We start from the raw sequence: 17,865 nt of genomic DNA, 5'->3' as shown, positions 1-17,865 counted from the left end.
CCTGATGGATCGGATCTTTTTGGTTTCGTTCATTCTCCATATTTTTTAATCATCATTTATTTCTTCATCTATAATGCATTTTTCTAGCAGATAATCAAAAGTGATGTCCGCGAGGTCATCTAATTCTTCTTCTGAAGGAACATAGCCTCTTTTCAATAATTCTTGATAGAAAAACTCAGCAATTTCATCCGTATCTATTATGACCTCAATTTCTTTCACAGCGTCGCCCCCTTTATAAAAAATATATGAACCTATGAGTCTGGTTATACCGAAAAGAGATATATTTCATGAAAAGTGATCAGTCATTTTTCATGAGGACAAGCATACATTTGTAATACGGAAAATCAATTTTTGAGGGGGAATTATGGTGAAGATTGCCCAAATGATTGAGTTCATAAAAGAAGATGTGAATAACGAAGAGAGTATGACGCTTACATTTTTTAACAGAGTACTTCAAACAGGCTTTCAGCTGGCCATGCTGCTAGGTATCCCATTTCTTATTTATGTGCTGACATCATTTGGTAAGCTTCCTTAACGCTAAATAGGATTAAGATGTTTTTTTATCGTCAACCGTTAACTTTTTTAATTCCAAGATGGCTGCACGCATAATTTGGACATACTCTTCATCCTTAAACCAGTCATATAAAAAACGGTAATCATTATAAATATCAAGTAAGCGATTAATCTGTTCCATCCGCTTCTCTTCATCAGAAGCTGGTTCCTTATTTTCAAGTAAGATCGATGCTTCTTTCACCTGCTGGCCATTTTGATTTTTAATAAAATATAGGAGTCCGAGCTTCTGAAGAAACGCCTCGGCATTTTCTTCATCCGCCAGCAATGTTAAGTCAGCTTCGCCTGCTTCAAGCCACTCACCATCACTTATACGCGCTAATTCATAGATAATATCTTCCCAAGAGCTATCCTTGTAACGCCAAATTTCCGTTCGGAAACCAACCACTTTATACAAATCATATCCTTGGCCTTTTACTTGAACAATATCACCGATAAAAAATTTATATTCAATATCAATATGTTCTTTCTCATAAATCTCACCATCATACTCTGATAATAATTGCAGGCTTGATTCTTTATACAATTCCTCACTTTTATTAACCTCATATACGTAAGTACCATCAAGCCATAGGACATTTGTCACTTTACCCACTGTTCCATATATTGTTATTACGACTGTATCGTCAATTTGGAACTTTGATTTTCTTCTTCTTCCCATATCATCCCTCTCCTCATGGTCAAGCCGTTTAAGGTAGTTAACATAGTATATGCATGAGCAGTCGATATGGAAATAATCATAATCACTTAATTTCATTCATTCAAACAACTATCCTAAACTAAGATTCATGAATTTTGTATAACTCCCAGGCATCATCAAACACCCTCATACTTGATAAATAAGATCCATTTAATTCTAAATATGAGCTTAGTTGATGGTAGCTCTTATCAGTCTTTGGAAAACTATGATCTTGATAAGCATGGTTAGCAAATAAACTGATTTCATCTTTTGGTTCAGGATGGCGGTATCTCATCAAAAAATGATAAAAGGACTTGGCCATAGATAAAAAAAACTCCTTTCCATTATCATTAATTGTTCCTACTATAAAGGAAAAAGAATCAATCCGTCCACTAGTTTGCAATATTTATTTGTAGAAAAAAATAACCCGGAGATGTTTCCGGGCTTTCCTGTTCACTATTTTTTTATTGCCACCGTTCTGTCTTAGCTAATTCAGTTAAGGCCCAAATAACATTAAACATTAAGATGGCAACCGTAATTGGTACGGCTTGAAGCCAATTTTTGCCGTACTTTTCTTTAATCACCCCTGCAAAATATCCGCAAAAAAATAAAACAAACATGGCTAAGGCAAGTAAAATCATTAAAGCTAATTTCATTCTAATTCCTCCCAGTATTCGAAAAACAATCCCATTCTTATTATAAAGACCGAAAGAATGGCCTTTGTGAAATAAATATGAAAAATATGTGAACACAAGAAAAGCGCTGGAGCTAGAACGAAAAGAAGGACTGAATTTGTTCAGTCCTTCTTTCGTTCAAAAATCAAAATAATTCCGCTTCAATAACCTTTTCATCTTCATTAGCTCATCAAATGTAGTATGCCTCCCTAACTGCTTTGTATCAATTAAAAACAACTGATCCTCAATATCTCTTACAATCTCATCACTTTGGAATAATGCCCGGCAATTATCACAATAGAAGGATGGTGTTTCATTAATTTCAACAGCCCTTGTTCCATCAGGTAATTCCCAATACACCGTATCAGCTACCGATGAAAGCTTTCCCACCTCGCACCATGGACAGATTTCCATGCTACTCATCCTCCTTTTCCTTCGGTGTACTCTTCTTTTGTTGGGCTTGAAACTTCTTTTCTTTTAATTCATCCCGTTTTTCTCGTTTATCCTTCAATGTTTGATGATTTGGATTCTGCGCATACTCCTTTCGGCGATTTATACGTGTAAGACCCTCTGGGATCAGATTAAATTGCTGTTCGTTCAATAAGGAAGAAATTCCTGTACTTGAGCGTTTCTCCTCCATATCTGGATAAATCTTTTTAAAATAATCCTCGGCCCGGCCCGGAATGTAATTCTCCGGTTCTGGATATGTCGTTATGACTCCTTCGTAGTTTCGCAAAACTACTTTATCACTGCTTTGGGATATCAAATAATTCGGCTGCAATGTAATTTTCCCTCCCCCGCCAGGAGCATCGACAACAAACGACGGAACGGCATAGCCGCTTGTATGACCCCTCAAACCTTCAATAATTTCAAGTCCTTTTGATACAGGAGCACGGAAGTGGCTGATTCCTTCCGATAAATCACATTGATAAATATAATATGGTCTGACTCGTATTTTCACGAGATCATGCATTAATTTTTTCATAATCGGTACGCTATCGTTAATGCCAGCAAGGATAACAGACTGATTACCAACTGGTACACCTGCATTCGCAAGCATTTCGCATGCCCGCTTTGAATCCTCTGTAATTTCAATTGAGGTATTAAAATGAGTATTTAACCAAACCGGGTGATATTTTTTTAAAATTTGACATAAATTCTCTGTAATTCTCTGTGGAAATACAACTGGTGCTCTTGTACCGATTCTGATGATTTCAACATGATCAATCGCACGTAGATTTTTTAAAATATACTCTAGAATTTGATCATTTATTAAAAGTCCATCACCACCGGAAATAAGGACATCACGAACTACTGGTGTTGAACGGATATACTCAATTGCTGCATCCAGCTGTTTTTTTGGAACTCCCATACCAATCTGCCCCGAAAAGCGGCGGCGCGTACAATAACGGCAGTACATCGAGCATTGATTCGTTACTAAAAACAATACACGGTCAGGATATCGATGCGTTAAGCCTGGGACAGGAGAATCCTCATCTTCATAAAGCGGGTCCTCTAAATCATATTTTGTTTTATGAATTTCCTTCGAAACGGGTACTGATTGCATGCGGATAGGACATCTGTGATCATCTGGATTCATAAGTGAAGCATAGTATGGGGTAATATTTAATGGTATGGTTTTTGTGGAGATTCGAACTCCTTCTTCTTCATCTGGAGTTAGATTAATGACCTTTTTTAAGTCTTCAAGTGTACGGATGGTGTTTGTTAACTGCCAGATCCAGTCATTCCACTGCTCTTCTGTGACATCCTTCCATAGCTCAATATCCTTCCAGTGTCGGTCCGGTTTATATAAAAACGGTTTCAAGTTAATTCCTCCTCATAACTATTGCACATAAAACAGTCTTACACTATTTATATGCAAGTTTTATGCCAATGCTAAAATGAGGAGACTATTCGGTTATTCATACGTTTAGAGGTTTTCTTTACAATCAGATGCCAATTATTCGGCAGTTCATTTTTAAGGAAGGATCATTTCTAGACTCTTACATCTTCTTTTTCAATTTATACTGTAGAGTTTGACGTGGAATACAAAGAAGTTTTGCCGCTTGCTGAATGTTCCCTTCACAGCGCAACATAGCCTTTGCAATCAGATTTTTTTCAAAACGGTCAAGATTTTCCCTTAGTGAAAACTGGTCGATCTCTGTCACACTCTCATCTTTCTTTTTCTGTTTCAGCATAATCGGCAGTTCTTTATCAGTCAGAACATTTCCTTCACATACATTCATCATATACTCGACAGCGTGTTTAAGCTCGCGTACATTTCCAGGCCATGGATAGGATAAAAATAAGCTACTTACTGAACGGTCAACTTCAGTAATGTTTTTTTGCATATCATCATTATAAATAGATATGAAATGGTTAGTTAAATAGGGAATATCCTCTTTTCGTTCTCGAAGTGGAGGCAGTCGGAACATCAATACATTCAAGCGATAAAACAGGTCCGGACGCAGTTTTTGCATTTCAAGCGCCTCAAGCGGCGGAATATTCATTGCCGCAACAACCCTGACATCCACATAATGAACCTTTGTACTTCCAATCCTTCGTATGATACCATCTTCAAGAACTCGTAACAGCTTTGCCTGTAGTTCTATCGGCATGGCATGAATTTCGTCAAGAAACAAGGTACCTCCGTCAGCCAATTCAAATAAACCTGCTCTTTCAACGGCACCTGTATAGCTCCCTTTAGAGGTTCCAAACAACAGACTTTCTAGCAGCGCTTCCGGAATCGCAGCACAATTTTGGACAATAAAGGGACCGCTCGATCTTAGCGAGGCTTGATGGACTCCATGTACAAAAAGCTCCTTTCCAGTCCCGCTTTCACCATAAATTAGAATGGGTGAATGTGATTTCGCTAACTTTTCACCTTCCTTTATGATTCCAATAAACTCGGGATTCCTGCTCTTCAAACTCGTAAAACGATAGGATACTTTCCCCTTTGAAATGGTTTTGTTTTCCTTTTTATAGTGGATCTTATGCTGTAAATCAAGAAGCATTTCAGACATCATTTTCAAACGGGAATAATCCTTTGCAATTTCAACGGCACCAACAAGCTCCCCGCCGATTGAAATAGGCAGTGTCGTATTAATGGTTTCGATTTTTTTACCATGAAGATTTACATAGCTTTGCGGCTGATTATAGATGGGCATTTTCGTAAACATCACCTTTAAGAGAGTGCTTGAATGCCTTGTCAGCGACGGAAATACCTCTAAAATCGATTTTCCAATGACTTCCTCAACTGTTAATCCGTCATGTGCTGCTGCAATATTATTATAAAAAATCGTTTCACCTGCTAAATTAACAGCATGGATTCCTTCATCAATTCCATGTAAAATAGCTGTTAGTATTTCCTTTGAAATCGTATTTTCCTTTATCAAATAATCTCACCGCCCTCATTACTAGCATATGTGCTAATGCCGAAAATTTGCCAAAAGGATGCCGAAAATTAAGCATCTTCAAGTTGATAAGAACGAAACGATTAACCTTTAGAAAGATCTTTAACCCACATATTCATGTTTTCAAGATTTTCAAAAATATAACAGTTATTCAGTAACCTTCCCCGATAGGAATAGCCTAGCTGATATAATGCTGCATTCATCCCGAATGATTGGGCCCGAGCAATTGAATAAGTACAGAAAACACCTTGCTTTCTTAATTCCTCTTCTAACTTTTCTAATAAAAATTTCATAAAGCCAAATTTACGGTAATGTGGTACTGTTGCACAATCAGTAAGCTCCGCATTATTATAGTGAGTATTTACTTCTGCAGATGCAGCGCTTACGATGGATCCGTCTCGAAAGAAACCGTAATAGATCGTTCCTTTTTTGATTGATTTCTTGATATATTCTGGTTCATGGAGCGGAGTTGGATAAACCCGGAACACTTCTTGATATAGCTTGGCAAGCTGCTCTGCATCATTCTCCACTATTTTTCTAAGTTCATAGCCTGATGGGATAGGCTGCTTCATCTTATTGCGCGCGAGTTTACTAACATTGTTAATAATCCCGTCCTCCACCAGCCAATCGTCACTTTTTTTACGATCGATTGAAAAATATTTTGTAAAATAGTATGCCGCTGAACCGCGATAAAAGTAATCAATCATAGCCTCACATTGAAATGCCCGTTCAATCAAAATGGAAAAATGCTCTCTTCTGCATATAAAAATCAGTTTTTCAGCGTTGTAATGTGTAGATATATCTAACGCTTTATCGATTATTTTATGAAGGTCTCCACGATAATCTTCAATACGCAGGCGTTTATTATATGGATCAATGAAAACATCCATATCGTAATGCTCATTTGTTATTTTCTGCATATATGCTTCTTCCATCATATTACTTCCTTTCTAAGATTAAAAAAACTGACTTCTATACACCTGAAGTCAGTGGTATTCCCATTCCTTAATCACCTTCAGTTTATAATAGATGCTGACTTTTGTCGAAGATAAGGTGGAAAATTCGAATATAAACTATTTTCTGCCGGTTAATTGCTGCAGCATTCAATAATCGTCTCTTCCAGAACATCAAAGCCCTCTTCCAGTAATTCTTCCGTAATGACGAGCGGAGTAAGAAGCCGGATGATATTTCCATGTAAGCCTGCACTCATGATGATTAGGCCTTTTTGATGTGCCTTTGCCAGAATTTCTCCAACCAGCTCTTTATTGGGCTCCTTTGTTATCGGGTCCTTAACAAATTCAATGGCACACATTGCACCGAGCTGCCGAACTTCACCAATTTGTTTATTACTAGTCTGCAATGGGGCAAACCGCTTCATGAAAGCGTTTCCGATTTCAACGGATCTTGTCAGCAGATTCTTCTCCTTGATTGTTTCTATCACTTCAAGTGCAGCTACACAGCCTAGCGGACTTCCACCATAGGTACCGCCAATTTCACCTGGATTCGGTGCATCGATAATTTCTGCCCTAGCCGTAACTGCACTTATTGGGATACCTGCTCCCAATGATTTAGACATTGTGATAATATCCGGAATTACGCCAAAGTGCTCGATGGCAAACATTTTCCCTGTCCTGCCAAATCCTGTTTGAATTTCATCTGCAATGAACAAAATATTATAGTTTTCACAAATAGCTTTTACCTGCTGTACAAAATAAGCTGAGGGAATGATAAATCCCCCTTCCCCCTGAACAGGCTCCATTATAATGGCTGCAACTTCTTCTGGAGCCACTTCACTTTGGAAAAAGGCCTGGAACTGCTTAATGAGTTGGTCATCTAATTCACGGGGCTTTAATGTTGAGTGGTAATAATAAGGATATGGCCATTTATATGTCTCTGGAGCAAAGGGACCAAATTCAAATTTATACGGTTTTACCTTACTTGTTAACGACATAGACATAAAGGTTCTGCCATGGAAGCCACGTTCAAAGGAAATAATTCCTTTTCGTCCTGTATATTTCCTGGCAATCTTTACCGCATTTTCAACTGCTTCTGCTCCACTTGAAAGAAAGAATGACTTCTTTTTATGTTCTCCCGGTGTTATGTTATTTAGCTTTTCAGCCAATTGAATGTAGGGTTCATACATCATCACATGGAAACAAGTATGAAGATACTGATCAATTTGATGATGTAAAGCATCCACAACACCTGTTGGACGGTGTCCGACATTTAATGTCCCAATTGCACCAGCTAAATCAATAAATGTATTCCCGTCTACATCTGTTATTAATGCACCTTCAGCTTTTGCTACAAAAGTCTGAAGCGTATTAAATGGACCTCTTGGTACATGATTGAGCTTTCTTTCCAGCAGCTCTCTGGCTTTTGGTCCAGGTACGCCTGTGACCATTTTGATCGCACCGATAAGGCTCACCTCCCTTACTTATCAACACCACACCATTCCAAGAGTGTTAACGCAATTACTTCTGCTGCTTCAAACACATCGTCTATCACGATATGTTCGTTTGTATCATGAGCAACCTCTGTTACCCCTGGACCAAACACAACGACTGGTGTCTGTCCTGCACTTGATAGGATTCCCCCATCCGTTCCCCACGGTGACGCCTCGATGATTGGCGCGCTACCTTTGATTTTTTGAAAAGAACGGGAAACGGTTTGAATTAATGTATGACCCAAATCAAGATTTCCCGGCTGCCACCTTCCGCCAAACCATTCAATAACAGGAGGATTTTCGGTAAACCAAAGATCCTTTATAGCTAATTTAGCTAAACAAGCTTCCATTTCTTTTTGAGCATTCTCCATGGTTTCATTTGGTGCCACACCCATACGACCTTCAATAATCGCCAAATCAGGCACAGAGGATGGCCACTGACCGCTGTATATTTTGCCAATATTGATTGGTATTGGTATTGGCGTTCCTTCATAAAGCGGATCATTGATTTTTTGATTCCGGTTCATTTCTAATTGCTGCAGCTCCTTTATCAGTGCAATCATTTTCTCAATCGCACTGACTCCTTCATATCTTGTGCCCCCATGCGCTGAACGTCCCTTCACTTTGATCCGAAACCACATTGATCCCTGCTGTTTCGGAAATAGCTTCATGTTTGTCGGTTCTGGGATTATCGCTCCATCAGCTTTGTATCCTCTTAGAACGGCTGCAAGCGTTCCAGCCCCTCCGCTTTCTTCTTCAATTACACTCTGAAAAATTACATCTCCTTTCAGCTTGATACCGCAAGCTTTTATAGCTTCAATTGCTAATAGAAGCGAAACTGTACCGCCCTTCATATCCGTTGCCCCACGTCCATAGAGCTTCCCGTTTCGAATGATGCCACTGTATGGATCATACTCCCATTCATCCAAATCTCCTTCAGGTACAACATCAATATGACCATTCAAAATCATTGATTTACCATTGCCGGTTCCCTTCCAGATGCCAACTACATTTGGATTCCCTTTAAATTCCTTCCGATCACTGCTAAATACAGGATGGCTAGTTAATTCTTTGCCGCCTATTTCCCAGATATCAAGCTGCAATCCGATTTGACGTAATTTTTCAACAATAATGGCCTGTGCTTTGCTCTCTTCCCCGCGGATACTCCGTTCCTGAACAAGCCTTTGTAAAAATCTTGTTCCTGTTGTCCGGTTGGCTGAAAGCCACTTTTTAATGTCATCCTCGAGTCTTTCCAATAGGGTTCCTCCTTAACTGCTATATTGATCACTCTTTTGGTATCACACGAACCTGATCAGAGATTGTAAACTGACAACCGGTGAGCCTTTTTATCGTCTCGATTGTACATCCATCAAAATATTCCCGAAGAACAAGTCCTTCTCTCCTCACATCAAAAACAGCCATATCGGTTATTATCATATCGACACAGCTTTTAGACGTTAACGGCAATGTACATTGTTGGAGAATCTTCGGCTGTCCTTTTGAATCTGTATGACCCATAACAACAATGACCTTCTGTGTTTTTTGGGCAAGCTCCATTGCCCCACCCATACCTGGAATCTTTTTCCCAGGCACAATCCAATTAGCAAGATCTCCTTTTCCGCTTACCTGTAATGCTCCAAGTATTGTAATATCAACCTTGCCGCGGCGAATCATTGCAAATGCAATGGCACTGTCGCAATAAGATGCACCTTCAATAATCGTAACCGGAAGACCACCGGCATTGCAGAGATTTTCATCCTCTTCACCAGGAATGGGACTTGCCCCCATTCCAACAATTCCATTTTCAGCATGAAACATCACGTGAACATCCTCTGCTAGATGATTGGGAATCATAGAAGGAATCCCTATCCCTAAATTAACAACCATTCCGGTCCTAATTTCAGCTGCCGCTCTCTTTGCAATCTGATTTCTTATCGTTATTGCCATGCCCATTTCCAGTTCACCCCCACGGATGGCACGATATAATCAACAAAGACCCCTGGAGTAATGATTTCTCCGGGTTGAAGGTCTCCAAGCGGAACGATCTCCTCAACTTCTGCAATGGTAATGTCCCCTGCCATTGCAACAAGTGGATTCGTATTACGGGCACTTTTGTCATATACCAGATTTCCAAAGGGGTCGGCTTTTTTCGCGTACACAATCGACACTTCTGCAGTCAGTGCAGTTTCAACTAAATAGGGGGTTTCGTCAATGTAGCAAATTTGTTTATCCCCTGCTACCATTTCATTATCCATACCAATATCTGTTAAGATTGCAGCAATCCCAACTCCTCCTGCACGGATTCGTTCTGCAAGTGTACCCTGAGGGGAAAATTCAACCGAAAGCTTTCCATCCGTCATAAGCTTCCCGGCAATGGGATTCGATCCAATATGTGAAGCGATTAAACGGTCTGCCATCCCTCTTGAGACTACTTTTCCAATCCCAATTTGAGGGAAACCGGCATCATTGCCGATTAATGTTAACTGACGTAAATCTTTCATTATCATCGCATCAATAAGGCTCGGCGGTGTCCCTACACCGCCAAATCCACCAAACATGATGGTCATACCGTTATCAAAATGTTCCATCACTTGCTTTATGTCTGTGATTTTTCCAAAAGGATTATCCATCAGTGATTGGACCTCCTTTTTGAAAAGATTCATATAATTCCTGGCAGGTGATTGTCATTCTCGCAATCAATTCGTCCATCTCTTCGTTTGAAATCGTTAATGGAGGAGAAATGATAATCGCATCTCCATTGATTCCGTCAATACCTGCACCTGCAGGATATAGCAATAAACCATGCTTCATTGCAGTCTTAATGACCCTTTGAGTAAATCCGGCTGATCGTGGAAATGGAGTCTTAGTTTTTAGGTCTTGGACAAATTCGACTCCAATTAATAGCCCCAACCCCCGCACATCACCAATAAAAGGAAACTGATACTTCAATTTTTGCAGTTTAGTAAATAAATAGGAGCTTTTTTCGGAAACCAGCTTCATAATATTATTTTGTTCAAGATAGTTAATTACCGCTAATGCAACGGCACAGCTCTGCGGATTTGCACTTAAAGTGTGACCGCTCATAACAATTTTTGAACCTGATAGTATTGGTTCCATTACATGGTCACTTACGACTGTAGCAGCAATCGGAGCATATCCTGCCCCCATCCCTTTTCCTAGTGCGACGATATCAGGGACGATTCCCCAATGCTCACAGGCAAGCATGGTTCCAGTACGTCCGAAACCTGTCATCACTTCGTCTGCAATAAATAGTATCTGATAACGATCACATATTTCTTTTATTATTTGATAATATGGTTCCGGTGGAGAAATGGCCCCGCCTGCTGCACCTACTACAGGTTCAGCAATGAAAGCCGCAATATGCTCTGCCCCAATGCGTCTAATGGATGTTTCCAGCTCTTGGGCGCAAAGATAGCCGCAGCCCGGGACAGTTTGGTTATATGGACAACGGTAACAATAAGGAGGATGAATAGTAGGAAAATCTTCAAGGAGTGGAGTAAATCTTTCCCTTCTTGCGGCATGACCTGACATTGATAATGCCCCTAAGGTAATTCCATGATAGCTTACCCAGCGTGATAAGATTTTTGTTTTCGTTTTTAGCCCTTTTTCCTGCCAATGCTGGATGGCCACTTTCATTGCTGTCTCAGTAGCTTCTGAACCACTATTTACAAAGAAGCTCCAATTCAAATCTCCCGCAGCCTGTTTCGCAATCTTCTGGGCCAGCAGTTCAGCAGGCTCACTAGTAAATTGGGAGCGATATACGAATGATACTTTATTGGCCTGCTTTTTCATCGCTTCAGTGATTTCCTTCACGCCATGACCGATATTAGCGGTTACTGCACCAGAGGAAGCATCTAAATATTCCTTAAATTCAATATCATACAAATATACACCCTTACCAAAATCAATTATTGGATAATCTTCGCCCAGCATCGGTTTTATTAAGTACGTTCGCTTCATCCTCTCACTCTCCATGTCTTCAAAAAGAAAAACGGCAGATGCCCGCCATATACTTGAACAGAGACAAAGACATTCAATCTGTCATGATTGAAACATTTTTGTGTCAATTACTAAATTGTATGAATCACAAGTTAAAATCTTTCTCATTATCTGCATTCCTTGAAAAGAAAAAGCAGAGTGAAGGAATCAGCCTTTTTTAGCTTTGTTTTGCGATACGATGATAAACATCATGTAAGGTATGACAGCCTAAATCCTGAACCTTTTTTATGTATATACGCCAGAGCTCAGCTGTTAGTTTTGCATCTCCTAAGGCATGATGTCGGTTAACAATCGGGATTTGATTATAATCACATAACTCTTCTAATCTATAAAATTGACATTCTGGTTCTGCAACTCGATAGAGAAAAGATGTATCAACAATTCGGTATTTAAATGGAGTACGAAAAAGCTTCCAATTTGCACTTTGTAAGAAGCTTTTTTCATGATTCGCATGGTGGGCAACGAGGGTGGAATTTTTTGTGAAGTGATAAAATTGCATCATAACATCTGCTAACGCAGGTGCATCCTTTAACATTTCAGAGGTTAATCCTGTTAGTTGTTCAATTTTTACAGGAAGCTCTTTTTCTAATCGGATTAGCGAATAAAAGGTGTCGTCACAAATTGTATCACCAACCATTCTTACCGCTCCAATTGAAATGATGTCATCACCCTTTTCAGGGTAAAACCCAGTGGTTTCTATATCAAAAATAACAACACTCAATTGATTTAATGGGAGGTGCAAATCGTCACTCTGTTTTATTTCCTTTTGCAAATTTCTAACATACGCTATTTGCTGCGCATTTTGTCCTCCTGAAGCGCCAGTAAGAGCACCGCTATTTAACTTACCACGTATTCCCCTCATAAAATGGAAAAACGGTTCAAACGCCATAATTAACACCCTATTTCTTTTTCAATAAGTTTGATGACATGCTGATGAAGCCTTTTCCCATCCTTTAGAATTTGTTTTAAGACTTTTCTATCATGCTTTTCAAGTGTACTTATTTGTAAATAATGAGCATCTTCATACCGATTCCCTTTTGCTAAAATAAGCCGGTAATCTAAAAGCTGTTGAAAATTACTTCTACTATTTATCAGCTCTACTTCAGCACCATTACATTGTAATAAGGCATCCATTCGGTCTAAAGTAGATGTTTCGTATAGCCCTTCCCTGATAGCTAATAAACGAATGGCATTTACGTATGGGAGAAAAGCAGAATACTTCAAATCAATACAACCTTGATATTTGCCATATTCAATGGGAATAAAATGACCAAGAGGTCCGATAGCATTTTTGATATGCATGACACTCTCCATCAAACGCTTAATAATTCCCGGCTGATTGCTTTGGTATTGATAAATAAAGGCTTTCAACTGTTGAACATAATCACCCTCTCCATACAAACCCCTGGCATCATAGAATATTTGCAGATTACGTATCGATTCTAAGCTACCTTCTTCCATCCAACGGTAGAGCTGCTCCAGCCAGACTTCCAAGGATTTACACCACATTGGATTCGAACTCATAATTTTCCCTTGGCAGTATGGGTATCCAACAACATGAAGTCCATAGGAAACCTCCTTCCCGAGCTGTAAAAAATAACTTTCGTTCTCAACGCTTGATTTCTTGAAAATGATTCCATGATCTTGATCACTGATCAGACCCTGCTCCAGCCTGCCTCCGCTTCCAGCTATAAACCAGCAAAAATCACATGGAGGTTTTCCATTATCTATGCGTGTAATGGCCGCTTCAAACACTTTGTTCATGATTAGGTCATGAAACTGATTAAGTGTATACGTATCATAAGCATATTCGCTTAAATGGTTTTCCTTCCACTTCCTGATAGATTCATAAGAATCAAAATCGTTTGCCATCCATACACACCTCAACTAATTAGGTAGCTTTCATTAAATTAATCTGAAAACAATAGTTAAAACAAAAGCCTCCTTTTCAGAGGCATTTGTTTATTATGAATCCAATTTTGCTTCACTTGCCGTAAATTGCTCCGGATATCCGTAGCTTCCATGCTCGCTCATATCCAAGCCCATTATCTCTTCTTCCTCCGTTACACGAATTCCAACCAATTTTTTCATGACAAACAGGATGATAAAAGAAATGACAAAGGCGTATAGACCTGAAGAAACAACTCCCATTAATTGTACACCTAATTGTTCAAGTCCGCCTCCGTAAAATAAACCAGGAAGACCAACTGAAGCAAGCTCGGGTGTTGCAAAGAACCCAGTGGACAATGTTCCCCAAACCCCTGCTGTACCATGTACGGATAAAGCAAAGATTGGATCGTCGATTTTTTTCTTTTCAAAGAATCTGGCACTGTAGAAAACGATGATTCCTGCGATAAAACCTATGACGACCGCTCCCCAAGTATCTACAAATGCACATGATGCAGTTATTGCCACAAGCCCTGCTAAAGCACCGTTCAAAATGGTTGGTACATCCGGTTTACCGAGTACAACCCAAGAAATTAATGTTGCTGCAACCGCACCAGCTCCTGCTGCTAGATTTGTGTTCAAGGCAACAAATCCGAAGAAGCCTTCATCAACTGCTACAGTACTACCAGCATTAAATCCAAACCAGCCTACCCAGAGGATTAATACAGCTAAAGCTGTATACACTTGGTTATGTCCAGCAAGATTATTCGCGGTCCCATCCGCATTATACTTTCCAATTCGTGGTTTTAATAAAATCGTTGCTGCTAAAGCAGCCATCGCACCCGTTAAATGTACAACTGTAGAACCCGCAAAGTCTTGTTTACCGTGCTCAGCTAACCAGCCGCCTCCCCAAATCCAATGAGCAATAACTGGATAAATAAGTGCTCCGAAAAGAATCGTAAAGATTACATAAGCAGAGAATTTCGCTCGCTCTGCAAAACCACCTAATGCAATCGTAATAGAAATTCCTGCAAATGCTAGCTGGAAGACAAAGAACACAGATGTTGCTAAACTTGCATCTTCAATTTGTGCTCCTGAGTAAAAGAAATCACTTAATCCAACAAAGAAATTTGCATTATCACCAAACGTGAAACCATATCCAACAGCCCAATAGATAATGGAAGCAAGGCCGAAAGTAAAAATCGTTTTTCCTGCAATATGCCCCGCATTTTTCATCCTTGTCGAGCCTGCTTCAAGTAGAATAAAGCCGCCAATCATAAATATGACTAAGATTGCACCTAGCATAACCCATAAACTATTCATTAAAAATATTGGATCCATATCTTTATCTCCCCTCTTTATTCAGATGTTATATAATATTTCATTAGATGTAAGGAAATATAACATCCGTTTGATATTCTCTATTTTATGCAGATTTATGTTACTTGTCAATACTTTCTGAAAATTTACGTAAGGAAAGTTTACATGAAAAACAAGTTAACCTATTCCTTGGTTGAATATACAGTTTGTTAAAAAGTAAAAAAGTGTAAAGATACTCTTTACACTTTTAATCGCTATTCAATTTCTTCCGTTTGCTCTATCATTATTTCAATATCATCAACATTTGCAACAACCGTCGCATGTGCTCCAACAGGGATTGTTGCTACCGGATGCACATGACCAAAGTTTACGTTTGCAATGACCGGTACATGTTTTAATTCAGCTTTCGTGTCAACGATCTTTCGAATAGCAGCTTCTGTCATATTCGATTCTTTTTGAAAACGACCGATTAAAACAGCCCTTAAATCCTTTGCATCCGGCTGCTGTAGCAGCGATTGTAATGTGCGATCAAAGGTTTGCGGATACAATTCACTGTCTGCCTCGATGAAAAGGATCGCATTTTGAAGTGATGGTCTGTACACTGTTCCCTGAAGCAAGGATAGATTTGTTATATTTCCTCCCACAATCACTCCTTCTGCTTTTCCAGCTTGCAAAACCAGATACTCTTTCTGCTCGTAAAATGAAACATCATCCTTTTCCTTATACCAATGATCTTCACTCCATTGTGAGGATGGGTAAATCTCGTATGGCGCGTCATTTGTTAACGCATTTAAAAACATATCAATGGTATACTCCACACCATGTTTATAACCTAAGACAGATAAGTCGGGACCAATATATGTAACGAGGCCTGTTTTTTGATAAATAGCTAGACTTAAAACAGACATATCACCAAATCCACAAAAAATTTTCGGATTTTTGCGGATTAAATCATAGTCTAGATGGTCTAAAAGCTGGTTAGCGTTATAGCCACCTAATCCTGACAATATGCATTTTACGCTGTTATCCGAAAAAGCATTATGTAGATCTTTTACTCTTTCTTCAATCGATGTACTATAAAATTCATCATGCTTGTAAACATGTTCACCAAACGTAACACGAAGGCCAAGTTGCGTTAATCGGTTAACCGCAATATTTATTTGATCTTCTTTCAATAATGCCATACTTGCCGATGGTGCAATGACACGTATTTCATCACCAGGCTTAAGCCGATCTGCAAACATCCTAATCTCCACCTTTTTCTTTCAGTCAGGTGTCAGGCACCTCAAATGGACAGCTGTCTTTTTGAGGTGCCTGACACCAAAATTATAATAATGCCGTTTCTTTCTTGGAGGCTCCTTTTACGTGTTCAATGATGTCACGAGCAATCCAAACACCGCATGCACTTGCCTGCGCCAAGCCGCGGGTCACTCCGGCTCCGTCTCCTCCTACATATAAACCACTAATTTCAGTTTCGAAGCGGTCATTCAGCTTTGGTCTTGCGGAATAAAATTTAGCCTCCACCCCATAAAATAATGTATGCTCTGAAGCAATACCAGGAGTTACGTGGTTTAACGCTTCCGTCATTTCAACTAAACTCTTCAATGTATTATACGGAAGAACAAGTCCTAAATCACCAGGCACAGCTTCTTTTAAGGTTGGCTCAACAAAACCTTCTTTAATTCTTTTTTCTGTTGATCGTCTTCCTTTTAAAATGTCGCCATATTTTTGTACAATAATTCCCCCGTTCGATAAGCTATTGGCTAATTTTGAAATAGCGTGGGCAAATTCATTAGGTTTATCAAACGGCTCTGAAAAGACATGTGAAACCAATAACGCAAAATTTGTATTCGGGCTTCCAAGCTTAGGATCGCGATACGCATGACCATTAGCCAACATACTGCCCGAATGGTTTTCGACAACGACATGTCCGGATGGATTGCTGCAGAAGGTACGTACACGGGTACCCACAGATGTATTAAACGTAAACTTTCCTTCATATAAATGCTCATTAATCTCTTCCATCACAATATTGGAGGTTTCAACTCTTACACCAATATCCACTTGATTATTATACATGCGAAGGCGGCGTTTTTTCAGAAGTTTAGAAAGCCACACAGATCCATCACGGCCAGGTACAATAACCACTTTTTCAGAAGTAATTTCTTCACCTGTTTTCAGCTGTACTCCACTTACCTTCCAGCCTTCTGCAGTGCGCTCTGTAATTAAATCTTCTACTTCTGTTTTATATGCCATTTCAATTTTATCTTTTAAATATTCATAAATACTTTTCATTATTTCAAGATTTTGTTCCGTTCCTAAATGACGCACCTGAGCTCTTAATAATTTCAGGCCAGCTGCATACCCGCGTCTTTCAATTTCCCGCACTTTATCTGTTAATGGATCTGTTATACTAGTCGTTGCACCATGCTGTAAATTGATTTCATCAACATACTTGATCAGCTCTAATACGGTTGAATCTGACAAATAATCTGTCATCCAGCCGCCAAATTCACTCGTAATATTAAACTTTCCATCTGAATAGGCACCTGCACCGCCAAATCCATTCGTGATGGAGCATGCTGGAAGACATCCTGCAAATTCTTTCCTTCCAGCTGCAGGAGGACATTTTTCAATTTTCTTTTCTAATATCGGGCAATTTCTTTTATATATATCATGGCCTTTGTCAATTAATAATACTTTTGCTTCAGGCATTTTCAATGTTAATTCATAGCAGGTAAAAATACCCGCAGGTCCAGCTCCAACAACAATTACATCATAATTTTGCTTCATATGTCCTTCCCCCTAGCTGTCACTCTTTCGCGTTTAACTTAACCATCAGTAAATATATCAGAA

19 protein-coding genes are annotated in these 17,865 nt (G+C 39.3%); 1 reads left to right on the top strand and 18 read right to left on the bottom strand.

Annotation, left to right across the window (positions count from 1 at the left end):
- Window positions 1-45 precede the first annotated feature (45 nt).
- The gene (locus ACHUFV_RS01005) at window positions 46-219 is read right to left on the bottom strand and encodes a YozD family protein (protein WP_338447902.1); all 174 of its coding nucleotides are present in this window, start codon (window positions 217-219) and stop codon (window positions 46-48) included.
- 148 nt (window positions 220-367) lie between these two features.
- On the opposite strand from ACHUFV_RS01005, the gene ACHUFV_RS01000 reads away from it, so the two are divergent.
- Window positions 368-535 (top strand): hypothetical protein, encoded by a 168-nt coding sequence (locus ACHUFV_RS01000; RefSeq protein ID WP_394231603.1) that lies wholly within the window; start codon window positions 368-370, stop codon window positions 533-535.
- 12 nt (window positions 536-547) lie between these two features.
- Here ACHUFV_RS01000 and ACHUFV_RS00995 read toward each other — a convergent pair whose 3' ends face one another.
- The 17 genes from ACHUFV_RS00995 to ACHUFV_RS00915 form a co-directional block, all read right to left on the bottom strand.
- On the bottom strand, window positions 548-1,231 hold the full coding sequence (locus ACHUFV_RS00995; RefSeq protein ID WP_394231601.1) for a hypothetical protein: 684 nt from the start codon (window positions 1,229-1,231) through the stop codon (window positions 548-550).
- A 118-nt stretch (window positions 1,232-1,349) separates the two neighbouring features.
- Window positions 1,350-1,571, bottom strand: a complete 222-nt coding sequence (locus ACHUFV_RS00990) for a YozE family protein (protein ID WP_394231599.1) — start codon at window positions 1,569-1,571, stop codon at window positions 1,350-1,352.
- Between the two features lie 142 nt (window positions 1,572-1,713).
- Window positions 1,714-1,905: a hypothetical protein gene (locus tag ACHUFV_RS00985; RefSeq protein ID WP_394231597.1), complete on the bottom strand. Its 192-nt coding sequence runs from the start codon at window positions 1,903-1,905 to the stop codon at window positions 1,714-1,716.
- A gap of 156 nt (window positions 1,906-2,061) precedes the next feature.
- Window positions 2,062-2,337 (bottom strand): YokU family protein, encoded by a 276-nt coding sequence (locus tag ACHUFV_RS00980; RefSeq protein WP_394231595.1) that lies wholly within the window; start codon window positions 2,335-2,337, stop codon window positions 2,062-2,064.
- Between the two features lies 1 nt (window position 2,338).
- Entirely contained in the window at window positions 2,339-3,748 is a 1,410-nt protein-coding gene (gene kamA / locus ACHUFV_RS00975; protein ID WP_394231593.1) for a lysine 2,3-aminomutase, read from the bottom strand.
- Window positions 3,749-3,926: 178 nt separating this feature from the next.
- Entirely contained in the window at window positions 3,927-5,318 is a 1,392-nt protein-coding gene (locus ACHUFV_RS00970) for a sigma-54 interaction domain-containing protein (protein ID WP_394231591.1), read from the bottom strand.
- A 101-nt stretch (window positions 5,319-5,419) separates the two neighbouring features.
- Window positions 5,420-6,271, bottom strand: coding sequence for a putative beta-lysine N-acetyltransferase (gene ablB, locus ACHUFV_RS00965; protein ID WP_394231589.1), 852 nt, complete (start codon window positions 6,269-6,271; stop codon window positions 5,420-5,422).
- 152 nt (window positions 6,272-6,423) lie between these two features.
- A complete protein-coding gene (gene gabT / locus ACHUFV_RS00960) occupies window positions 6,424-7,740 on the bottom strand; it encodes a 4-aminobutyrate--2-oxoglutarate transaminase (RefSeq protein WP_394233333.1) in 1,317 nt (438 codons plus the stop codon).
- Window positions 7,741-7,769: 29 nt separating this feature from the next.
- On the bottom strand, window positions 7,770-9,038 hold the full coding sequence (locus ACHUFV_RS00955; RefSeq protein WP_394231587.1) for a peptidase: 1,269 nt from the start codon (window positions 9,036-9,038) through the stop codon (window positions 7,770-7,772).
- 28 nt (window positions 9,039-9,066) lie between these two features.
- Complete coding sequence (locus ACHUFV_RS00950; RefSeq protein WP_394231586.1) at window positions 9,067-9,735, bottom strand: 3-oxoacid CoA-transferase subunit B; 669 nt, start codon at window positions 9,733-9,735, stop codon at window positions 9,067-9,069.
- Window positions 9,720-10,412, bottom strand: a complete 693-nt coding sequence (locus ACHUFV_RS00945; protein WP_394231584.1) for a CoA transferase subunit A — start codon at window positions 10,410-10,412, stop codon at window positions 9,720-9,722. The genes ACHUFV_RS00950 and ACHUFV_RS00945 overlap by 16 nt, the downstream gene beginning before the upstream one ends.
- Window positions 10,405-11,763, bottom strand: a complete 1,359-nt coding sequence (locus ACHUFV_RS00940) for an aspartate aminotransferase family protein (RefSeq protein ID WP_394231582.1) — start codon at window positions 11,761-11,763, stop codon at window positions 10,405-10,407. The genes ACHUFV_RS00945 and ACHUFV_RS00940 overlap by 8 nt, the downstream gene beginning before the upstream one ends.
- 196 nt (window positions 11,764-11,959) lie before the next feature.
- Window positions 11,960-12,691, bottom strand: coding sequence for an exonuclease domain-containing protein (locus ACHUFV_RS00935; protein ID WP_394231580.1), 732 nt, complete (start codon window positions 12,689-12,691; stop codon window positions 11,960-11,962).
- Between the two features lie 2 nt (window positions 12,692-12,693).
- Window positions 12,694-13,674, bottom strand: a complete 981-nt coding sequence (locus tag ACHUFV_RS00930) for a DUF294 nucleotidyltransferase-like domain-containing protein (protein WP_394231578.1) — start codon at window positions 13,672-13,674, stop codon at window positions 12,694-12,696.
- A 93-nt stretch (window positions 13,675-13,767) separates the two neighbouring features.
- Window positions 13,768-15,030, bottom strand: a complete 1,263-nt coding sequence (locus ACHUFV_RS00925) for an ammonium transporter (protein ID WP_394231576.1) — start codon at window positions 15,028-15,030, stop codon at window positions 13,768-13,770.
- A 233-nt stretch (window positions 15,031-15,263) separates the two neighbouring features.
- Window positions 15,264-16,253, bottom strand: a complete 990-nt coding sequence (locus ACHUFV_RS00920; RefSeq protein WP_394231574.1) for a S66 family peptidase — start codon at window positions 16,251-16,253, stop codon at window positions 15,264-15,266.
- An 82-nt stretch (window positions 16,254-16,335) separates the two neighbouring features.
- Window positions 16,336-17,802, bottom strand: coding sequence for an NAD(P)/FAD-dependent oxidoreductase (locus ACHUFV_RS00915; protein WP_394231572.1), 1,467 nt, complete (start codon window positions 17,800-17,802; stop codon window positions 16,336-16,338).
- Between the last annotated feature and the right edge of the window lie 63 nt (window positions 17,803-17,865).

The sequence above is a fragment of the Niallia oryzisoli genome (assembly GCF_043641075.1).
Taxonomy (GTDB): Bacteria; Bacillota; Bacilli; order Bacillales; family Cytobacillaceae; genus Bacillus_BD; species Bacillus_BD oryzisoli_A.
This window is presented reverse-complemented; position numbering and strand designations above follow the sequence as displayed.

Excerpts from the sequence above, each read along its gene's own strand:
- ACHUFV_RS00985 (WP_394231597.1), bottom strand. The coding sequence starts at position 1,905 with ATGAAATTAGCTTTAATGATTTTACTTGCCTTAGCCATGTTTGTTTTA.
- ACHUFV_RS00925 (WP_394231576.1), bottom strand. The coding sequence starts at position 15,030 with ATGGATCCAATATTTTTAATGAATAGTTTATGGGTTATGCTAGGTGCA.
- ACHUFV_RS00990 (WP_394231599.1), bottom strand. The coding sequence starts at position 1,571 with ATGGCCAAGTCCTTTTATCATTTTTTGATGAGATACCGCCATCCTGAA.
- ACHUFV_RS00920 (WP_394231574.1), bottom strand. The coding sequence starts at position 16,253 with ATGTTTGCAGATCGGCTTAAGCCTGGTGATGAAATACGTGTCATTGCA.
- ACHUFV_RS00995 (WP_394231601.1), bottom strand. The coding sequence starts at position 1,231 with ATGGGAAGAAGAAGAAAATCAAAGTTCCAAATTGACGATACAGTCGTA.
- ACHUFV_RS00950 (WP_394231586.1), bottom strand. The coding sequence starts at position 9,735 with ATGGGCATGGCAATAACGATAAGAAATCAGATTGCAAAGAGAGCGGCA.
- ACHUFV_RS00945 (WP_394231584.1), bottom strand. The coding sequence starts at position 10,412 with ATGGATAATCCTTTTGGAAAAATCACAGACATAAAGCAAGTGATGGAA.
- ablB (WP_394231589.1), bottom strand. The coding sequence starts at position 6,271 with ATGGAAGAAGCATATATGCAGAAAATAACAAATGAGCATTACGATATG.
- gabT (WP_394233333.1), bottom strand. The coding sequence starts at position 7,740 with ATGGTCACAGGCGTACCTGGACCAAAAGCCAGAGAGCTGCTGGAAAGA.
- ACHUFV_RS00915 (WP_394231572.1), bottom strand. The coding sequence starts at position 17,802 with ATGAAGCAAAATTATGATGTAATTGTTGTTGGAGCTGGACCTGCGGGT.
- ACHUFV_RS00980 (WP_394231595.1), bottom strand. The coding sequence starts at position 2,337 with ATGGAAATCTGTCCATGGTGCGAGGTGGGAAAGCTTTCATCGGTAGCT.
- ACHUFV_RS00930 (WP_394231578.1), bottom strand. The coding sequence starts at position 13,674 with ATGGCAAACGATTTTGATTCTTATGAATCTATCAGGAAGTGGAAGGAA.
- ACHUFV_RS00935 (WP_394231580.1), bottom strand. The coding sequence starts at position 12,691 with ATGGCGTTTGAACCGTTTTTCCATTTTATGAGGGGAATACGTGGTAAG.
- ACHUFV_RS00940 (WP_394231582.1), bottom strand. The coding sequence starts at position 11,763 with ATGAAGCGAACGTACTTAATAAAACCGATGCTGGGCGAAGATTATCCA.